At 68.8% G+C, this 15,720-nt stretch carries 8 protein-coding genes; 2 read left to right on the forward strand and 6 right to left on the reverse strand.

From position 1 onward, the window contains the following. Positions 1 to 97 precede the first annotated feature (97 nt). Positions 98 to 1,780 (reverse strand): carboxylesterase/lipase family protein, encoded by a 1,683-nt coding sequence (locus ABH935_RS33360; RefSeq protein ID WP_370381933.1) that lies wholly within the window; start codon positions 1,778 to 1,780, stop codon positions 98 to 100. Positions 1,781 to 1,983: 203 nt separating this feature from the next. Between ABH935_RS33360 and ABH935_RS33365 the strand changes: the two genes are divergently transcribed. After that, complete coding sequence (locus ABH935_RS33365) at positions 1,984 to 4,662, forward strand: tetratricopeptide repeat protein (protein WP_370381934.1); 2,679 nt, start codon at positions 1,984 to 1,986, stop codon at positions 4,660 to 4,662. Here ABH935_RS33365 and ABH935_RS33370 read toward each other — a convergent pair. The 5 genes from ABH935_RS33370 to ABH935_RS33390 form a co-directional block, all read right to left on the reverse strand. Then, positions 4,640 to 7,609 (reverse strand): SAV_2336 N-terminal domain-related protein, encoded by a 2,970-nt coding sequence (locus ABH935_RS33370; RefSeq protein ID WP_370381935.1) that lies wholly within the window; start codon positions 7,607 to 7,609, stop codon positions 4,640 to 4,642. The genes ABH935_RS33365 and ABH935_RS33370 overlap by 23 nt on opposite strands. Then, on the reverse strand, positions 7,606 to 8,595 hold the full coding sequence (locus ABH935_RS33375; protein WP_370382039.1) for an AAA family ATPase: 990 nt from the start codon (positions 8,593 to 8,595) through the stop codon (positions 7,606 to 7,608). Before ABH935_RS33375 ends, ABH935_RS33370 begins: the two co-directional genes overlap by 4 nt. Next, on the reverse strand, positions 8,592 to 10,646 hold the full coding sequence (locus tag ABH935_RS33380; protein ID WP_370381936.1) for a trypsin-like peptidase domain-containing protein: 2,055 nt from the start codon (positions 10,644 to 10,646) through the stop codon (positions 8,592 to 8,594). Before ABH935_RS33380 ends, ABH935_RS33375 begins: the two co-directional genes overlap by 4 nt. Continuing rightward, on the reverse strand, positions 10,643 to 11,014 hold the full coding sequence (locus ABH935_RS33385) for a CU044_2847 family protein (RefSeq protein ID WP_370381937.1): 372 nt from the start codon (positions 11,012 to 11,014) through the stop codon (positions 10,643 to 10,645). Before ABH935_RS33385 ends, ABH935_RS33380 begins: the two co-directional genes overlap by 4 nt. 517 nt (positions 11,015 to 11,531) lie before the next feature. Beyond that, the gene (locus tag ABH935_RS33390) at positions 11,532 to 13,235 is read right to left on the reverse strand and encodes a hypothetical protein (protein WP_370381938.1); all 1,704 of its coding nucleotides are present in this window, start codon (positions 13,233 to 13,235) and stop codon (positions 11,532 to 11,534) included. On the opposite strand from ABH935_RS33390, the gene ABH935_RS33395 reads away from it, so the two are divergent. Further along, positions 13,234 to 15,087: a hypothetical protein gene (locus tag ABH935_RS33395; protein WP_370381939.1), complete on the forward strand. Its 1,854-nt coding sequence runs from the start codon at positions 13,234 to 13,236 to the stop codon at positions 15,085 to 15,087. The two genes, ABH935_RS33390 and ABH935_RS33395, sit on opposite strands and share 2 nt — an antisense overlap. The last annotated feature ends 633 nt before the right edge of the window (positions 15,088 to 15,720 follow it).

Genomic DNA, 15,720 nt, shown 5'->3' on the forward strand with positions numbered 1-15,720 from the left:
CCTACCTGGCCGCGGCGGGATTCGGCCCGAGCTGGTCAGCCAGTGCTCCGGGCCAGCTTGCACAAGGCCTGCCCTGAAGATCGTGGGCTACAGGACGTCAGGACGCCCACGGCGCAGTCCGGTTGACCGAGTCCCAGAACTGGCAGTTGTGCTGCGTCGCGATCGAGCTGGCCGGGACGAGCGTGCTGTCCCCGGCCGCTTGCAGCGACATGACCGGGTTGCCGGGTGCCGCGAACGGCGCCCAGGGCGGCGTGCCGGGCGCGGTCGGCATGCCTGTGTGTGCGAACCCGGTCCATTCGGACAGCACCTGTTGCTGGAGCGCGAGTTGGTTCGGGTCCAGGGTTCCGGGCACGTCGTGGGCCAGCCGGTTGATGGCGCTGTGGTTGGCGCCGAGCGGCACCTTCTGTCCTGGCGAGTCCGCGTCGTCGTCCTCGTAGGCGTAGACCGGGATGGCTCTGGACAACTTCGCATAGCTTTCCAGGGAGGGGCACACGCTGAAGGCGTCGGCCATCACTGTTCGGTAGGCGATGAACGGAGATGGGGACGGGTAGTGCTGCACCGGATAGAGCCGCAGGACGGTGGATGCCAACGGGCCGAACTGCTGCCGCACCAGTTGCTCGTACTCCGCGGTGGTGTCGGCGACGACCGGGTGGCCTGGGGTGTTCAAGTAGACGCCGCCGTTGAACTCGTCGCGGCCGACCCCGATGATCGCCTTGACCCGGTTGACGCGGCCGAGGGCGAACGCCTGGCTCGCCGACATGGGCAGGGTCGTGCCGTTGACGATCGGACCGATCGCCCCACCGCCGGTCGGATCGAGGCCCTGACCGCCGTTGACGACCAGCGTGTCGGCCGGCAACGCCCGCAGGCACGCGGCGACGTCGGGGGCGTTCGCGCAGCCGACCTTGGCCGCGAACTGCGCGCCGAGGCGCTGCCCCTGGGCCTCGTCCGGCAGCGCCGACTTGCAGTCCGCGGGCCACCAGATGGTGTTGACGTCGAAGTTGTAGTACCCGCTGATGCTGATGCCCCGTTGGAACAGACCGTTCGCGGTCGGCGAGGCGATCTGGTCGCAGACGCTGGCCCCGCCCGCGGACTCGCCGAAGATCGTCACATCGCCCGGGTCTCCGCCGAACCCCGCGATGTTGTCCTTGACCCAGCGCAGCGCCGCCTGCTGGTCCTGCAGCCCGAAGTCGCCGCTGTGCGGGCCCAGCGCCTGGTCGGCCAGGAATCCCATGACCCCCAGCCGATACGCCGCATACACGTAGATGACCGGCCCGGCACCGACGAAGTTCGTCCCGTCGTCATCGCGGGCTTCACCGAGGAACCCGCCGCCGTGGATCTCGAACATCACCGGCAGCCGCTGCCCCGGCCGCGTGCCCGCCGGCTCCTGGACTTCGAGGAACAGACAGTTCTCACTGGTGCCGGGCTGCACCTGGCCCGGCGGGTAGCTCGGCGCGAGGCATCCGGGCCCGCGCTGGGTGGCCTGGTAGGTCGCCGTCCACGGCTGCACCGGCTGCGGCGGGGTCCAGCGCAGCTTCCCCAGCGGCGGGGCCGCAAACGGGATATCAAGGTACGACGTCTGCCGATTGGCGGTGATGCCGCACACCGGACCACTGCCGGTCGACACGAGGGTGCCTGCGGAACAGGCCGGTGGCGCGGCCGACGGCTGGGCCTGACGTGCGGCCGAATAGCCGAGGCTGGGTACTACGGCCACGACTGCCATCGCGACGGCGGTGGCGACGCCGGCGACGTACCGTCGACGCCAAAGAGTCCAAGCTTGCACGATGTGCTCCTCAGGACGTCGGCTTGATCGTCACTGACGATACAGTGGCTGTTGACAGTGTGTCATGGTCGATGCCTGCTAAAGGGTCGCCATGGGGGCGCGCGCGCCGGGCTCCGTACTCGTGAACTTGCGTCAGCCGCCAATCAACGCCGCTCAGTAGAATCAGCACCCATACATCCAGCTGACGCCAGGGGGAAGAACAAGTGGCGGTCCCAGCTCCCGACCCGGCCCGTGCCGCCGACGTCGCCGAATTCATCGAGCTGCTGAACGAGCTGCGGGTCTGGGCCGGGAGCCCGTCGTATCGGGCCCTGGCCAGGACGGTCGGGCCTCGTCTGAGGCCGCCCCAGGCCCTTTCGCAGTCCACGGTCGGCGACCTGTTCCAAGCGCGGCGGCGGCGGTTGAACCTGGAACTCGTCGGCGAGACCACGCGCGCGCTGGGGCTGGACGCCGCCGGTGTCGCACGATGGCGTGCGGCCTGCATCCGGGTTCATGCCGAGGCCAAGAACGGCGGTCCCACCGGAGTGCTGCGCCAGCTTCCTGCGGACCTGGCCACGTTCACCGGTCGTGAGGCGGACCTGGCCGGCTTGGAGCGGACCGTGGCGGCGCACGGCGAGGGCGGTGGCGCGCGGACCGTCCTGATCTCGGCGATCGAGGGCATGGGCGGGATCGGCAAGACGCAGCTGGCCATTCGCGTCGCGCATCGGCTGGTCGAGACCGGCCGCTACAAGGACGTGCAGTTGTTCGTGAACCTGAGGGGTTTCGACGCCGAACAGGAGCCTGCCGATCCCTGCGAGATCCTGAGTGCCTTCCTGCTGGCCCTGGGAGTCCCTGCCCGCCGCATCCCGGCGGGGCTGGACGAGCGGGCCGCCATGTTCCGGGACCAGATCCACGACCGCCAGGCGCTGATCGTGCTGGACAACGCCGCCAGCGAGCAGCAAGTACGAAGCCTGATCCCGGGCGGGCCGAACAGCCTGGTGATCGTTACCAGTCGGCGCAGCCTGGCCGGTTTGGACGGTGTCGAACCGCACCGCCTGGGCCTGTTCAGCCCGTCCGAGACCCTGGCCCTGCTGACCCGGATCGCCGGGGCGGAACGGGTCGCGGCCGAGCCGGCGGCGGCGACCCGGATCGGCGAGCTGTGCGGCCACCTGCCGTTGGCGGTGGCTCTGGTGGCGGCCCGGCTCAGGTCCCGCCCGGCCTGGCGGTTGTCCGACCTCGTCGGAGAGCTGCACCGGGCGGGTCTTCGAGGGCTGAGAATCGGCGGCCGGGATGTGTCCGCGATCCTCGACCTGTCCTACGCCGGCCTGACCCAGCCGGTGCAGTGCGCGTTCCGGTTGATGAGCCTGCATCCCGGCGATGAGTTTTCCTCCGCCTCCGCGGCGGCCTTGAGCGGACTCAGCACGCACGAAGCGTACGAGGTCCTGGAACTGCTGCTGGACGAGCACCTGCTTCAGCAACCCGTCATCGGCCGCTACCGGTTCCACGACCTGGTGCGGCTGCACGCACGGCAGCTGGCCTCCGAGGACCCGGAGACCGTCCGGTCCGCCGCCTTGTTGCGTTTGATGGACCACTATCGCCAGGCGGCATCAGCGGCGATGGACGTACTGATCCCCTATGAGCGGGCCCGCCGACCCGAGGTCCCCATGGCCTCAGCCCTGGAACCGATGACGTTCCACGACGCCGCCGGTGCCGAGGCGTGGGTCGAGGCGGAACTGCCGAACGTCGTGCAGGCCGCGGACGCCACCGCCGACTCGTTCGGCGGTCATGTCGGCGACCTGTCAGCCATTCTGGGCCGCTTTCTGGAGGTGCGGGGAATGCAGCGCGCCGCGCTCGTTCTCCACAGCCGCGCGGCAGAGGCCATGCGCGGCCTGCCCGCGTCGGAGCGGCAGGCCGACGCCATCCGGCATCTGGCCGGGACCTACTGGCGTCTGGGCCAGTTCCAGGAGGCGATCAAGCACAGCGAACGTGCCCTGATCCACTACGAGGCCAGCGGGAATCTGGTCGGCCTGGGAGTGACTTCGGGAAACCTGGGTTTGATCGCCTTGCACCAGGGCTCCACACTGCGCGCTTTGGGACTCTTCCGCCGCTCCCAAACGCTGTTCGCGCAAGCCGGCGACCAAGTGGGCGAGGCTCGCGCCAGCTACTGCATCGCCAACGTGCACCGGCGCAGGGGCCGCTATGCGGAGTCCATCGCCTGGAACGACCGGGCGGTCGAACTCGCCCGCCAGACCGCCGCCCACTCCGACGCCGTCGGCTCCGCCCTGTGCAACCGAGGCATCACCCGCATGCGCCAGGGCGACTACGACGGCGCGCGAAAGGATCTGCTCGAAGCCCGGGCCGTCTTGAACGAAGGCGGCGACCAGGCCGACGCCGACGAGGTCCTGACCGACCTCGGGATCCTCCACCTACGACTGGACCAGCCCGAACAGGCCCTTGCCAACCTCAGACAATCGCTCACGAGCAGCCGCGACCACGGGCACCAGGCCGCCGAGGGCTGGGCCCTGATCGGGCTCAGCGAACTCCACCACACCGCCCGGAACCACCCCGAGGCACGCGGCCTCGCTCGCGACGCCCTCACCCTGGCAGAGACCATCGGCGAACACGCCATCAAGACTCACGCGCACAACCACCTCGGCCGAGCCGACGCCGCCCTCGGCGACCTCACCGCCGCCGCAGAGCACCACCGCGTCGCTTTCGACCTCGCCCGCGCCGGCGGGGACGTGTATCAGCGCGCGAAGGCACTGGAGGGGCTCGCGGAAGTCCACTACCTCAATAAGGAGCCTGATCTAGCAGCCGAGACCCAGGCGCGCGCACTGCGTACCTACCGACGGATCGGCGTCCCCGAGGCCGAGGGGAACGCAGTCACGAGCCCTCGGAGAGTTTGACGGCGACGCCCTCGGGCCATCTCAGGCCCCAGCGGTACGCCTCATCCAAACCGTGCTCGCCTCCACCCACGAACCTGGCGTCCGCACGGAGTGTGCACTGATCGCCGGTCCACGACAGCATCGCGACGGCGCAGATGTCCAAGCCGAGGCCGTGTCGTTCCAACCGGAGCCCTCGTGCGATCCCATCGTTGGCCACGAACGTCACGTTCGCGCGGACTCGGTCGAACTCCCCGAATCTGGCGACCGCGTAGACGAGAATCGCGCGGAACTGTCTATTGCTGAGGTCGATATAGAGCTCCCTGTCGCCGAGCTGGGAGAAGCTGTCGATCCAGATATGCGGCTGCCTACCGTAGTCGCCATCGCGGCCGGCCAGGTCCTGGACCGCGCCGCGGGTGCCGTCCGCCAACAAGTAGAGGCAGCCGAGGGCGACGTGCGAGGGGTCGCCGGGAATGATGTCCGCGGAGTCGGGGAACACCCGGAAGCGCCTGGATCGGGGACGGAGGAGCGCCGCGTCGGACCTGTCGAGGCTGACACGGAAAGTTCCGGTCAGCTGCGTTCGCGACAGCTGCCACGTGTCGCCCTGTTCCAGGGGAACAACGGGCTCTTCCTCCTCGACACGAACGAGGCCGCGTGCGATAGGCCTGGCGCCCTCGGGCAAGGACGTCGCAGCGTGGTCATAGCCGAGTTCTGCCAGCTTCTTCGCCAGGGTGTAGCGCTCTGCGCGGGTCGGGGCCATGCCGAGTGCCTGGCGATAGGTGTCGCCGGCCGCGTCGCGGCGGTGGGGAAGCTGGCAGTCGCCGAGCGCCGTCAGCGCCCGCACCAGCTCGGAGCGATACCGCAATGGTTCGCGGGGCATCAGGTCGGCGTTGTACCGCAACGGTTCTCGCACCAGTTCGGCGAAGTATCCCACCGCTTCGCGCGCGTAGATGATCGCCTGAGCGTCCTGGCCGAGGTCGAGCAGACAATGTGCGACCGCGACGAGGATCTCCGCCTGGATCGCCCGGCTCTCGCCGTGATACGCCTCCGCCGACTCCGACTGGATGGACGAAGCGGTCCGGAAGGCGTCGAGTGCCGCGGGGAGGTTTCCGCGCGCTTTGGCGACCTGGCCGAGGCCCCAGTACCCGATGACCTGAGTCTGCTGGTCGACCGCTTCGCCCTGGAGAAGGGCTCCGAACAGGTTCGCGGCGTCATCGTAGGCGTTTCGCAGCAGGTATTCGTCGGCTTTGGCGAACAAGTCGGCGGCGCGCAGAGCGAATCTTCCGCTCGGAAGATCGGTCCGGTAGCTCCTTCTGGCCTGCACCGCCAGAGCGTCGACGACATATTCCGGCAGCGACCAGTCGAACGGGGCTGCGGCTTCGCTGGAGACATTGAACATCTGGCTCTCGGCCTCGGTCTGCGCGTCGAATCCCTCGACCATCGCGTCCGCGGCGATCCGCTCCAGCAACGGCGCCGCCGTCACGGCGTACGGCCGCGCCCCCGGGGGCAGCGATACCGCGCCGTCGGCGGCACCGAGCAGCGCCGAGGCTTCGGGGCCACGTCCCCACCACGCCTCGATGCGTCGGCCGACGGATTCGACGAGCGCGAGTGTCTCCTCCGGATCGAGTGTGTCCAGGAACAGGGATCGCACGTCGTCGCGGAAGAAGAACGCGCCGCTGTCGCCGTCTCGCCGCAGCAGCCCACCGAGGAACACCTCAGCCAGATGCGTCCGGGTGGCGCCCGGCAGCGTGTCCTGAACCGTCCGCATGACCGGCAGCGTCAACGGCGAGATGGCGGCCAGGAAGCCGGCCAGGCGGTACGCCTCCGGCGAAGCCTCGGCCCGGAAGGCTCGCAGGACGTCCGAGCCATACGGCTCCGCTGCGACCTGTCCGACTGCTCCCTCTCCGGACATCGGCGGCCGCTCGCCGCTCGCGTCCGCCTCCGCGTCCAGAAGCGGAACGCCCGCCACGGCGTCCGTTCCCGTCACCACGCGCGCCCAGCGGTTGAGGGACGTCGCAGAGATCTCCAACACCGGAATCGGAACAGCGAGCCTGGGGGCGATCTCCTGCGGCAGATACGGGTGCCGCACGGTCCATCGATCGTTTCGACTGGCCGCTGCGGGACTGCGAACGTCCATGCGCAGCGGGCTCGCGGCGGTGCCGTCCCACAGCCGCGGCGGCAGCGGTTGCACCATCGCGACCGGTCCTCGCCTGGCCCAGGCGGCCACCTGTTCCTGGCCTTTTCCACTGCGCCAAGCCGCGCCGACCGCATCGGTCAGCACGAGCACCACCGTACGTCCGGTCGTGTTGATCAGCGCGCTCGGCGGTCGTCGTTCGCTCTTGGCCCAGAACGGCCGAGTCCGCAGCCACACTCTGTCCGGGTCCTCAGTCTCCAGCCCCAGCGTGGTGATGGTGCGGAAGGTCCCGAGGCGCGTCAGGAGCATCCGCAGCTCATCGGCGGTCTGCCGCCACAGTTGCATCGACACGCTGTCGTCGACCAGCAGTATCAGGTCGAGCCAGCGTTCGGCGGCCGGCCGGAGCACGACGTCCACGATCCCGGTGTCCGCGATCGTGGCGACCGTGACGTCGATGTCGACGTCCTCACGCAGCGCCGAGGACACCCGCCGCTTCAGCGGCCGCAGCGCGCGGCCGATCGCCAGGGTCTCAGGGATCGCACGCACCGTGGGCACCCGTACCGGACGCGACTTCCTCCGGGTCGGTACCTGTCCGGGCACCGCACCGAAATAGGAGGACGGCTTCCTGGTCGCGGTGCTGGACGGCACCTGGGGCTGCGGGAAGAACGAGTCCGGCTCGGGGTCGGCGATCGCCTCGACCTCCGGCTCGGCCGGCGCCGGGGACGCCGCCTGAGGGCCCACCGATATTCGTGCGGCCAGCCACAGGACGTCCGCGATCTCCTCGGGAGAGGCATCGACTCCCAAGTCCTCCAGGACGTCCCGCAGCTTCTCGATCATCCTTGGCCCATGTCGTCCAGCCGGTGCAGCACCGCGCGCATCAGCTCGTCGTGGCCGAGCCGCACGCCGGTCAGCCGCAGGTGAATCGCGTTCAGCAACTGGTCGGTGGCCAGCTCGCCGACCGTACGCCGCTCCAGGAACGTCTGGATCAGCGCTTCCGTCTCCGCCACACGCAGACTGTCGTCCCCGAGGTGCGCACGGACGATGTCGCGCAGGCGGGTCTCGTCCAGGTCGGGCAGGTCCAGACGGACACAGCGCCGTAGGAAGGCCGCGGGGAAGTCCCGTTCCCCGTTGCTCGTGATCACCACGATCGGGAACTCGGTGCACCGCACGACGCCGCCCCGCACCGCGACCCGGTCCCGCGAGCCGGTCACCATGACCTGCACCTCGGACTGCTCGTCGGGAAGCCGTGCGAGTTCCGGGATGTCGAACTCGCCGTCCTCGAACACTGACAGCAGGTCGTTCGGCAGGTCGAGGTCGCTCTTGTCCAGTTCGTCGATGAGCAGCACGCGCGGCTGTTCCTGCGCGACCAGAGCCGTACCGACAGGACCGAGCCGGATGAACGTTCCGATATCCGGCTCTGATCCTTCGTCTCCCGCGTTCATCGCGGATTCCCGGAGTCGGCCCACGGCGTCATACCGATAGAGCGCTTCGGTCAGCAGGGACCGGCTGTTCACGGGCCACCGCAGAACACTGCCGAGGCTGAGTTCGGCGGCGATGGCCTCCGCGAGCGTCGACTTCCCGGTGCCGGGGCGGCCGGTGACGAGCAACGGCCGCCGCAGATGCAGCGCGGCGTTGACCACGTCGACCTCGGAGGGACCGATCACGTAGGGTCGCAAAGCCGCGGCTGCGGCGGGATCCACAGCGCCGTTCTCCCGTCGACTGCGAGAAATGCTCCGCCAGGGTGGTGGCGCCGGCAGCGGTGTCGTGTGCGGCGTTCCCGTACCGTGGAAAATCCGCCAGGGTATGTCGTCAGGCACTGCTATACCTCGACTTCTTGAGGTGGGTACATGTCTCGCACCGGTGGATAGCGCGTAGTGGGGTCGTCCCACACCAGAACGAGATGCCCGCCGATGTCGGCCGCCTCCGCCTCCACCACGGCGCGGACACGGAGCCGGTGCACATGCGCGGGCAGCACCGGCTGTTCGTCCCGACCGCAGATCCCGATCAGTCGTTCGCGTGACTCGTTCGACATGGCGTAGCGCGGCCACAGCACCACGGGGATGCCGGCGTAGACGCAGCTGATGACCAGGTCCTTGCGGTTCCCGCCTTCCGGGAGCACCAGGACGCAGCCCGTGTCAGCACTCTTCAAAGCCGCGTACACCGCGGACCGGGACGTCAGGTTCGCGCCGATCACGAACGGGTCGTCCCGGCCGAGGCGTTGCCAACTCTGGCCCCACTGCTTCTTGAACGGAAGCCGGGGTTTGATGCAACGCAGGACTACCTCGTATTCGACACCGAGCATCCGTTCCACCGCGCCCGGGATCGACCATCGGTCCACATCGAGGTCCAGGTCGTCTTCGTCCACGAGGAACTCCAGCAGCACGGACTCGGCGTCGGCGGGAATCTCCCGGCTCATCACGCCTTCCAGGCAGGCGAGGATTCCGGCCCTGGTCTTGGGGGCGTCGTCGGTGCAGACGTTGTAGTAGTCCGACCCCAGCTGCGACCAGATCCGGTGCCGGAAAGTACGCTCGTCCACCCGTTCCAGACGCACCTGTATCCGAACACTGCGTTCGCGATCCGCTTCCCACTGCTCGGCGTCACCCCGGCGTTCGATGAGCTTGCCGTGGGCGGTCCCCACCCGGTCGGTGACCTGTTCGGCCCACATCTGCAGCGCCTCGCGTTCCGCTTCCGAGGCTCCGGAGGCCACGAACTCCACAGCCTGCACCAGGCTCGGGACACTGCCCAGGGTCCACAGCCGTCGTTCGAGGAACTCCAGGAGGACCAGCGGATCGCGGGATTCGGGAAGCTGGTGGTTGTCGGGCAGCGCACGCCGCACCGCACGGTGGAACACGCCCTCGCCGAGCCGGGCGAGGATTCGAGACAGTTGCCCGTACTCGTCGGCGCTGAGCAGCTCCCCGGCTCTGATTCTCGTCGCCGCGGCGGTCAGCCGTTGCCGCAAAGCGGAATCGTCCACCAACCCGCACATGGTCGCGACCAGGGTGGCGATTCCGCGCTGTACCCCGAGCGCGGCGAGCACCAGGGCCTCGACGGCGTCGGCGTCCGGCCCGGCCAGGCTCTGATGGCAGCCCAGCCGCCGTGCGGTCCGCTCGGCGTCCTCCCGGCGGGCCGGGTCCAGCTGGCCGAGGACCTTGATCAGCAGGCTGCGCAACACCTCGACCGCGGGCGAGCTCGCCAGGTTGGTGTCGACCTCGCCCAGCAGCTGCTGCCGGCCCGCCAGATGCTTCATGATCTCGCGGAACGGCATCGCGTAGCCGCGGTCGCCGTCGACGCCGATCACCAGCCCCACGACCGAGCCCCGCCTGCGGTCCCACAGCGGGCCGCCGCTGTATCCGGGGACGAGCTTGCGCCCGCTGCCGGTGGTGTCGAGGACGATCCACGGCCCCGCCTCCGCGACGACCCGCGCCGCGACCGGCGTGGTGGACTCACCGCTGCCGTACCAGGCCAGGACTGTCGAGTCGAGGCGGTGGTGGGCCAACCGGACCGGCCGCGCCCCCGGAGGCGGCGCGTCCTCGATGCTGAGCAACGCCAGGTCACCGGCCCAGGTTTGCACCCCTTCCCGCATGGGGCTGAGGTTCTTGACCGGCTTCCGGGGTACCCAGCCGACCACGGTGGCGCGCAGCGGATCGCCGGGCGTGCCGGGAAAACCCACCCGGACGACCGCGGGCTCCTGCCTCGTGAAGGTGTTCGGCGCGTCCGCCGGACGCCCGAGCACTTCGTTGATGACATGAGCGGCCGTGATGATCAGTCCGTCCCAGATCAGCACACCGCCGCCGAAAGCCCTTCCCCCCGGCTCGGGTCCGTAGATGGATACGAACGCCGCTTTGCAGTTCTCGTCGTCATCCCGCCACGTCATGACTTCTTGAGAGCCCATTTCGCGGTGACGGTAAGGCTCGCCTCTCCATTGGAATTGACGACGACGAGCTTCAACTCGCTGGAGAGTTTCAGCGCGAGTTGGACCGTCACCTCGTCCGGCGCCTCGACGGCGTCCGAGACGACTTGGTGCACCGATCCGAGCAACGGGACGAGGGGCTTGAGGACCTCGGTAAGGGTTTTCTCTGCCTTCTCCGCGACATCCCCGGCGCGGGTGATGGGCACCGGTGCCTTCGTGCCCTCGGGGAGATCACCGCGGGCCGCCCCACGACCGTCCGGCTCCGGTGCTGGCACGACTTCGACGAGGACTGATGTTCCGTCGTCGAAGTCGAACGTGACGTAGTTCCCCATGGACTCATGGTGCCATCGGCACTCATGATCTGGCTACGTACTCTGATATACGCCAGGGACGGTCGCCAACAGCGCACTTACGGCGAACCAGGCGGCGGGGGCGCGAAGTTTGGACCTACGGCTCCACCGACAGGACGGTGACAGGGATCACCTCCAGAATCAGCCCCCAGAGGCAGTATTCACCTTTAATTAGCCAGGACTCAACCGCATCATGCCTTAGAATCGTAGGCGTAAGCGAAGCGGAATCCATAGCACGATCCTGAGGAGTCACACAGTGAACAGCGAAGTCGTCACCGCCCGACTGCAGATCGCCGCCGCCCGGCAGAAGGCCGAGGCCGAGCGCAAGACCCAGCTCGCCAAGACCACCAAGAAGTGACCGCCTCGCGCCCCGCAACCCCGATCCAGCGCCAGTCAACGGAGCCTGGACCTCGTTACCGCTCAGGACCGGGGCGTGAGCACTGCAGCACGTCCGAGTAATGCCCCTGGCAGCACGACCGGCCAGGGGCATTACGCTGCCCTACTCGGCGATGCGTGGGGGAGTCATTTGATCGACGTCCAGTGTGGAGCGCGAAACCGTGGTCGATCGGTGGGCTTCGGCGAGCGAGCGGTTTGCGAGGGCGGGGGTGAGCCCGGTCTCGCCTGCGCACCAGGTGACCCAGTCGGGGAGCAGGGTGCAGACACTTGACGCGACGTCGTCATGGTAGGAGTCCCAGATGAGCGAGGTCATCGCTCGGACACGGTGGGGCGAGCAGCTGAGATGCGCGAAGGCGGGTCCGGTACCGAGCCACTGGATGATGAGCGTGGCGGCGGCGGCCTCGTCGAACTGGTCGGTGGAGTGGCGGTCACGGAACCACTCTCCGAACTCGTCGAGGATGCGGTCGGCGTTGGCGCGCGCGTTCGCTTTCCAGGCTGCCTCAGCGTGCGGGTCGGATTGGTGTCGGGGAAGGGAGCGCGAGAGCTGGTATGCCCGGCTACGCATACGAAAGTACTCGCTGAACAGGTCGACTGTCTCGTCTCCCATGAGGGACCCGCCGAGAACCCCGGGCAGCAGGCAGTCGTTGAGAAGTGCCCTGATCGTCGCAGGTTCTGCGGCGGGGGCAAGCAGGCTGTTCGCGGTGATATCAGCGCCGACTGCGGCTCTCCAGTCGGCGAGGGCGTCGTCCGGATCGCTGAACACTGCGGCCGCGACGGTGCGCTGCGTGTCACATAGATCGACGTCCCAGGCGTACCAGTGCGCGGTGGTGTCGTCGCCGGGCGTCTGGAACGGGGCAACGAGCAGATAGCGGCTGCCGTAGCCGTCGACGGCGTACAACGCTTTGCCGGTCGGGCGTGCGGGCGATGCCGGGACCGCCCAGGGGTACCGGGCCGCGAACTCGGCGGCGAACGCGGACCGCTTCAGCTTCGCCAGGTCCGCCTTCGCCGTCTTGGCGGCGCGGTCGGTGCCGATGGCGGTCAAGGCGTTCAGCAGCAGCCAGCTCGCCGGGTCGCCGGCGTCACCGGCGTCACCGGCATCACCGGCATCACTGAGGCGCTCAGCCGCATGGTCGGCGACGGTCTTGAGCCACTCGGGCAGGTCGAAACCACGCTGTTCGTGTTCAGTACGCAGCACCAGTTCCTCGCCGAGGAGGCGGCTCACCGCGCCTTCCAGTGCCAGAACGCCGTCGGCGGTCGTGAGGACATGCGCGCGGGTGACGACATCCGCGGCCGAGGAACCCCACCAGCTCCTGGCATCGGGGGCAACGGTCCCCAACAGGGCCGTCATCCGGCGTTGCCGTTCGTCCGCGGCACGTGTCGCGGGGTTTCCGCTGAGGTGCCTGCCTCCCGGCTTGGACGAGCGGGAACTCTTGCCACGATTCTTCGACGCCGCCATACCCACGAGCCTACGGTCCTGGGGCTGCGATGCAGGACCAATTGGGGCATGTTCGACGTTCGACCTGTTTCCGGCGGGGTCACGCGCTCCCTGATGCCGCAGTGACGCAGTGACGCAGACAGTCAAACCAGGGGTCTGACAACCCGACGCGGGTCCGGCTCCGTCTAAGCAGACGACTGTCCACGAACGGGAGACACCTGTGTCAAAGAACAGCATCACCCGCCGCTCGGCCCGTCGGAGTGCCGCCGCTCTCGGCTTGGTGGTGGCCACAACCGCCTCTGCGGCCACGGTAACCGCCTCCGCAGCGGTCAGTACGACGGCTTCTTCAGCAGTGTCGGGCCGCTCTGCCATGCACGTCAGCACCCTGCCGAACGGGGATCGGGTGACCGCGCGCGGTTCCGGAGCGCATACGTCGACGACGGTGACCACGCCGGACGGGCGTTCGGCGCCTGCGGTGCAGATGACCGTGGGCGGGCATGCGTACGTGATTCCGGTGTCGGTCATCGCTTCGGGTCAGGCCTATGATCCGGCCGCGTACGACACCGCGGCGCCGGCTGCCGCCCGGCCTGCGGCTGTCACGCCGCATTACCCGCTGAGCATCGTGGAGGTCGATGGCATCGGCCTCGACGGTGGCGCGGTGGCCCAGGCGACAACCTTCCTGCTCAACACCGACGACATGAAGCGGTTCGCGGCTCCGATCCCGCTGCGCAACGGCGTCGCGCGGGTCGCGGTCCCCAGTGGGAACTACTGGGCGATCACGGTCTTCGCCACCTTCGACCCCAAGACGCGCGCCGCGACCGAGCATGTCGTGACCCGGACCGATCTGGCGGTGACCGGCTCGGGCACCACGACCCTGACCGCCGACGAGCGCACCGCGACCGCGCGGGTCGGCGCCGTCACGCCCAGGCCGTCCACCGCCGACGGCGATGTGGAGGCCATCGACCGGACCGACGCCGCCGGCGCCACGAGCGAGGTCTTGACCGGCAGCACGGGCGCCACCTGGATGACGCCGCAACCCGCCGCGCGGATAGGCGGCCTGGCCTTCCGGGTCTTGGACCTCAGCACGGCAGGGCCGGCCGGCCCCGATCCGTACCGCTACGACGTCAGCTTCCCTCCGTCCGACCACATCGACGCGAACCAGACCTACCGGCCGGACCTGTCCCGGATCCAGACCTCCCACTACGTCTTCGACACCGACGCGGCCAACCCCGCGCACCAGGCCGGCTGGGACCTCGGGGTCACCGGCCCGTACGGCGGCTCCGGAACGCAGCGCATCGTCCCCGTTCCGGGACGGTTGACCGACTACATCGGCGTGTCGACTGACGACGTCTTCTGGTTCGCCGAATACATGCCGGTGGAGAATGCCCCGAACCAGAACTCAGAGCTCGAATTCGAGGACCTCGGCGTCTACCGGGGCCCGGGCGAGACCTGGCGCACCTGGGGCCACGGTCCCCTGACGCCGCAGGTCGGGCAGTACACGAACGGCATGGCCTGCAACGCCTGCGCGGACCCCGACACCGGCGTGATGGACTTCGGCGTCACCGAGTTCACCGACAGCGACCCGAACAGCGCGGCCCACGACCTCGGCCCCGGCTACACCGCGACGTTCAGCGTCTATCGCGACGGCATCCAGGTCGCCTCCCAGTCCGGCTGGCCCCACACCGAGCTCCCCGGCACCACCGCCCAGCCCGGCACCTACCGCATGGTCTACGACGCCGACACCACCGGCAGCGGCCTGCCGATGTCGCAGTCCACGAAGACCCACACCGACATCACCTTCCGATACACGCCGGGCTCGGCCCAGCAGCCCGCCCTCCCGGCCGACGACTTCTGCTACGCGGCGAACTTCGGCCCCACGGGGTGCGAGATCCTGCCGGCGCTGTCCCTGGACTACCAGCTCGCGACCGACGGCTCCAATACCAGCCGCCTGCCGGTCCAACTTCTCGACCTCAGCGTCGGCCACCAGTCCTACCAGGGCCAGGGCTCGCACGCGGCGATCACCGGCGCCACCGTCTCCGTGTCCTACGACGCGGGGAAGACCTGGGTCCCGGCCGCCGCAGTCCCGACCGGCAACGGCCACTACCTCGCGGCCTGGCTCAACAACGCGCCGAAGGGCAGCACGCCGTGGCTGAAGGTGACCGCCACCGACGCGATCGGCGGCTCGATCAGCCAGACCGTCGCCAACGCCTACACCATCGGCTGAGGCGGGCCGGGCCCGATCGAGCCGCGGAACGGGACGGTCGGTGCGGCGCGGGCCGGGAGGGGGATCCTCTTCCGGCCCGCGAGCGGCACGCCTGTCGATCCATGTCACCTGCACGAACACCCGAACACTCTTTGTCGTCAGGGTCGGTCACCTCAGAGCTACGCGGACTCATAGTCGAGAGAGTGTCTGGCGCCCGTGACTCCGATGAGAGTCGGAGAGGTCAGCGTCTCCACACATAGTGCCCCGATCTGCGAAACCGCAGGTCGGGTCCAGTGTCATACGCCAGATGGTCAGAACCACCAGAACTTCACCCGGTTTACTTCGCATGCTCGCTGCGAGGTACCGCACGTAGGCCAGTCCTAGCCAGGCCGTCCATCCGTTCGTATAAGAGCCCGTGATGGTTGCGGCACGCTCAGCGAACCGGCCCGGGTAGGTCTGCGTCGACCGATGGCGGACGGCGACCTCGTTCAACGCGACCTGGTCGAGGTTCGCCCACCGTTGGTCACGTTCCGCGACCTGAACGGCGTCCGGCCACCGCGACGTTCAACATCACCGGCCGGGCGGGACCGCCCCGTCGCGACGCAGTGTCGGTAAGCAGCATGTTGTCCCACCCCTGCGCCCGCGCCAAGCCTC

Origin of the sequence: Catenulispora sp. GAS73 (assembly GCF_041262085.1) — a bacterium.
Classification (GTDB): domain Bacteria; phylum Actinomycetota; class Actinomycetes; order Streptomycetales; family Catenulisporaceae; genus Catenulispora.

Coding starts and splice junctions, on each gene's coding strand:
- ABH935_RS33370 (WP_370381935.1), bottom strand. CDS start 7,609: ATGATCGAGAAGCTGCGGGACGTCCTGGAGGACTTGGGAGTCGATGCC.
- ABH935_RS33390 (WP_370381938.1), bottom strand. CDS start 13,235: ATGGCAGAGCGGCCCGACACTGCTGAAGAAGCCGTCGTACTGACCGCT.
- ABH935_RS33385 (WP_370381937.1), bottom strand. CDS start 11,014: ATGGGGAACTACGTCACGTTCGACTTCGACGACGGAACATCAGTCCTC.
- ABH935_RS33380 (WP_370381936.1), bottom strand. CDS start 10,646: ATGACGTGGCGGGATGACGACGAGAACTGCAAAGCGGCGTTCGTATCC.
- ABH935_RS33395 (WP_370381939.1), top strand. CDS start 13,234: ATGCACGTCAGCACCCTGCCGAACGGGGATCGGGTGACCGCGCGCGGT.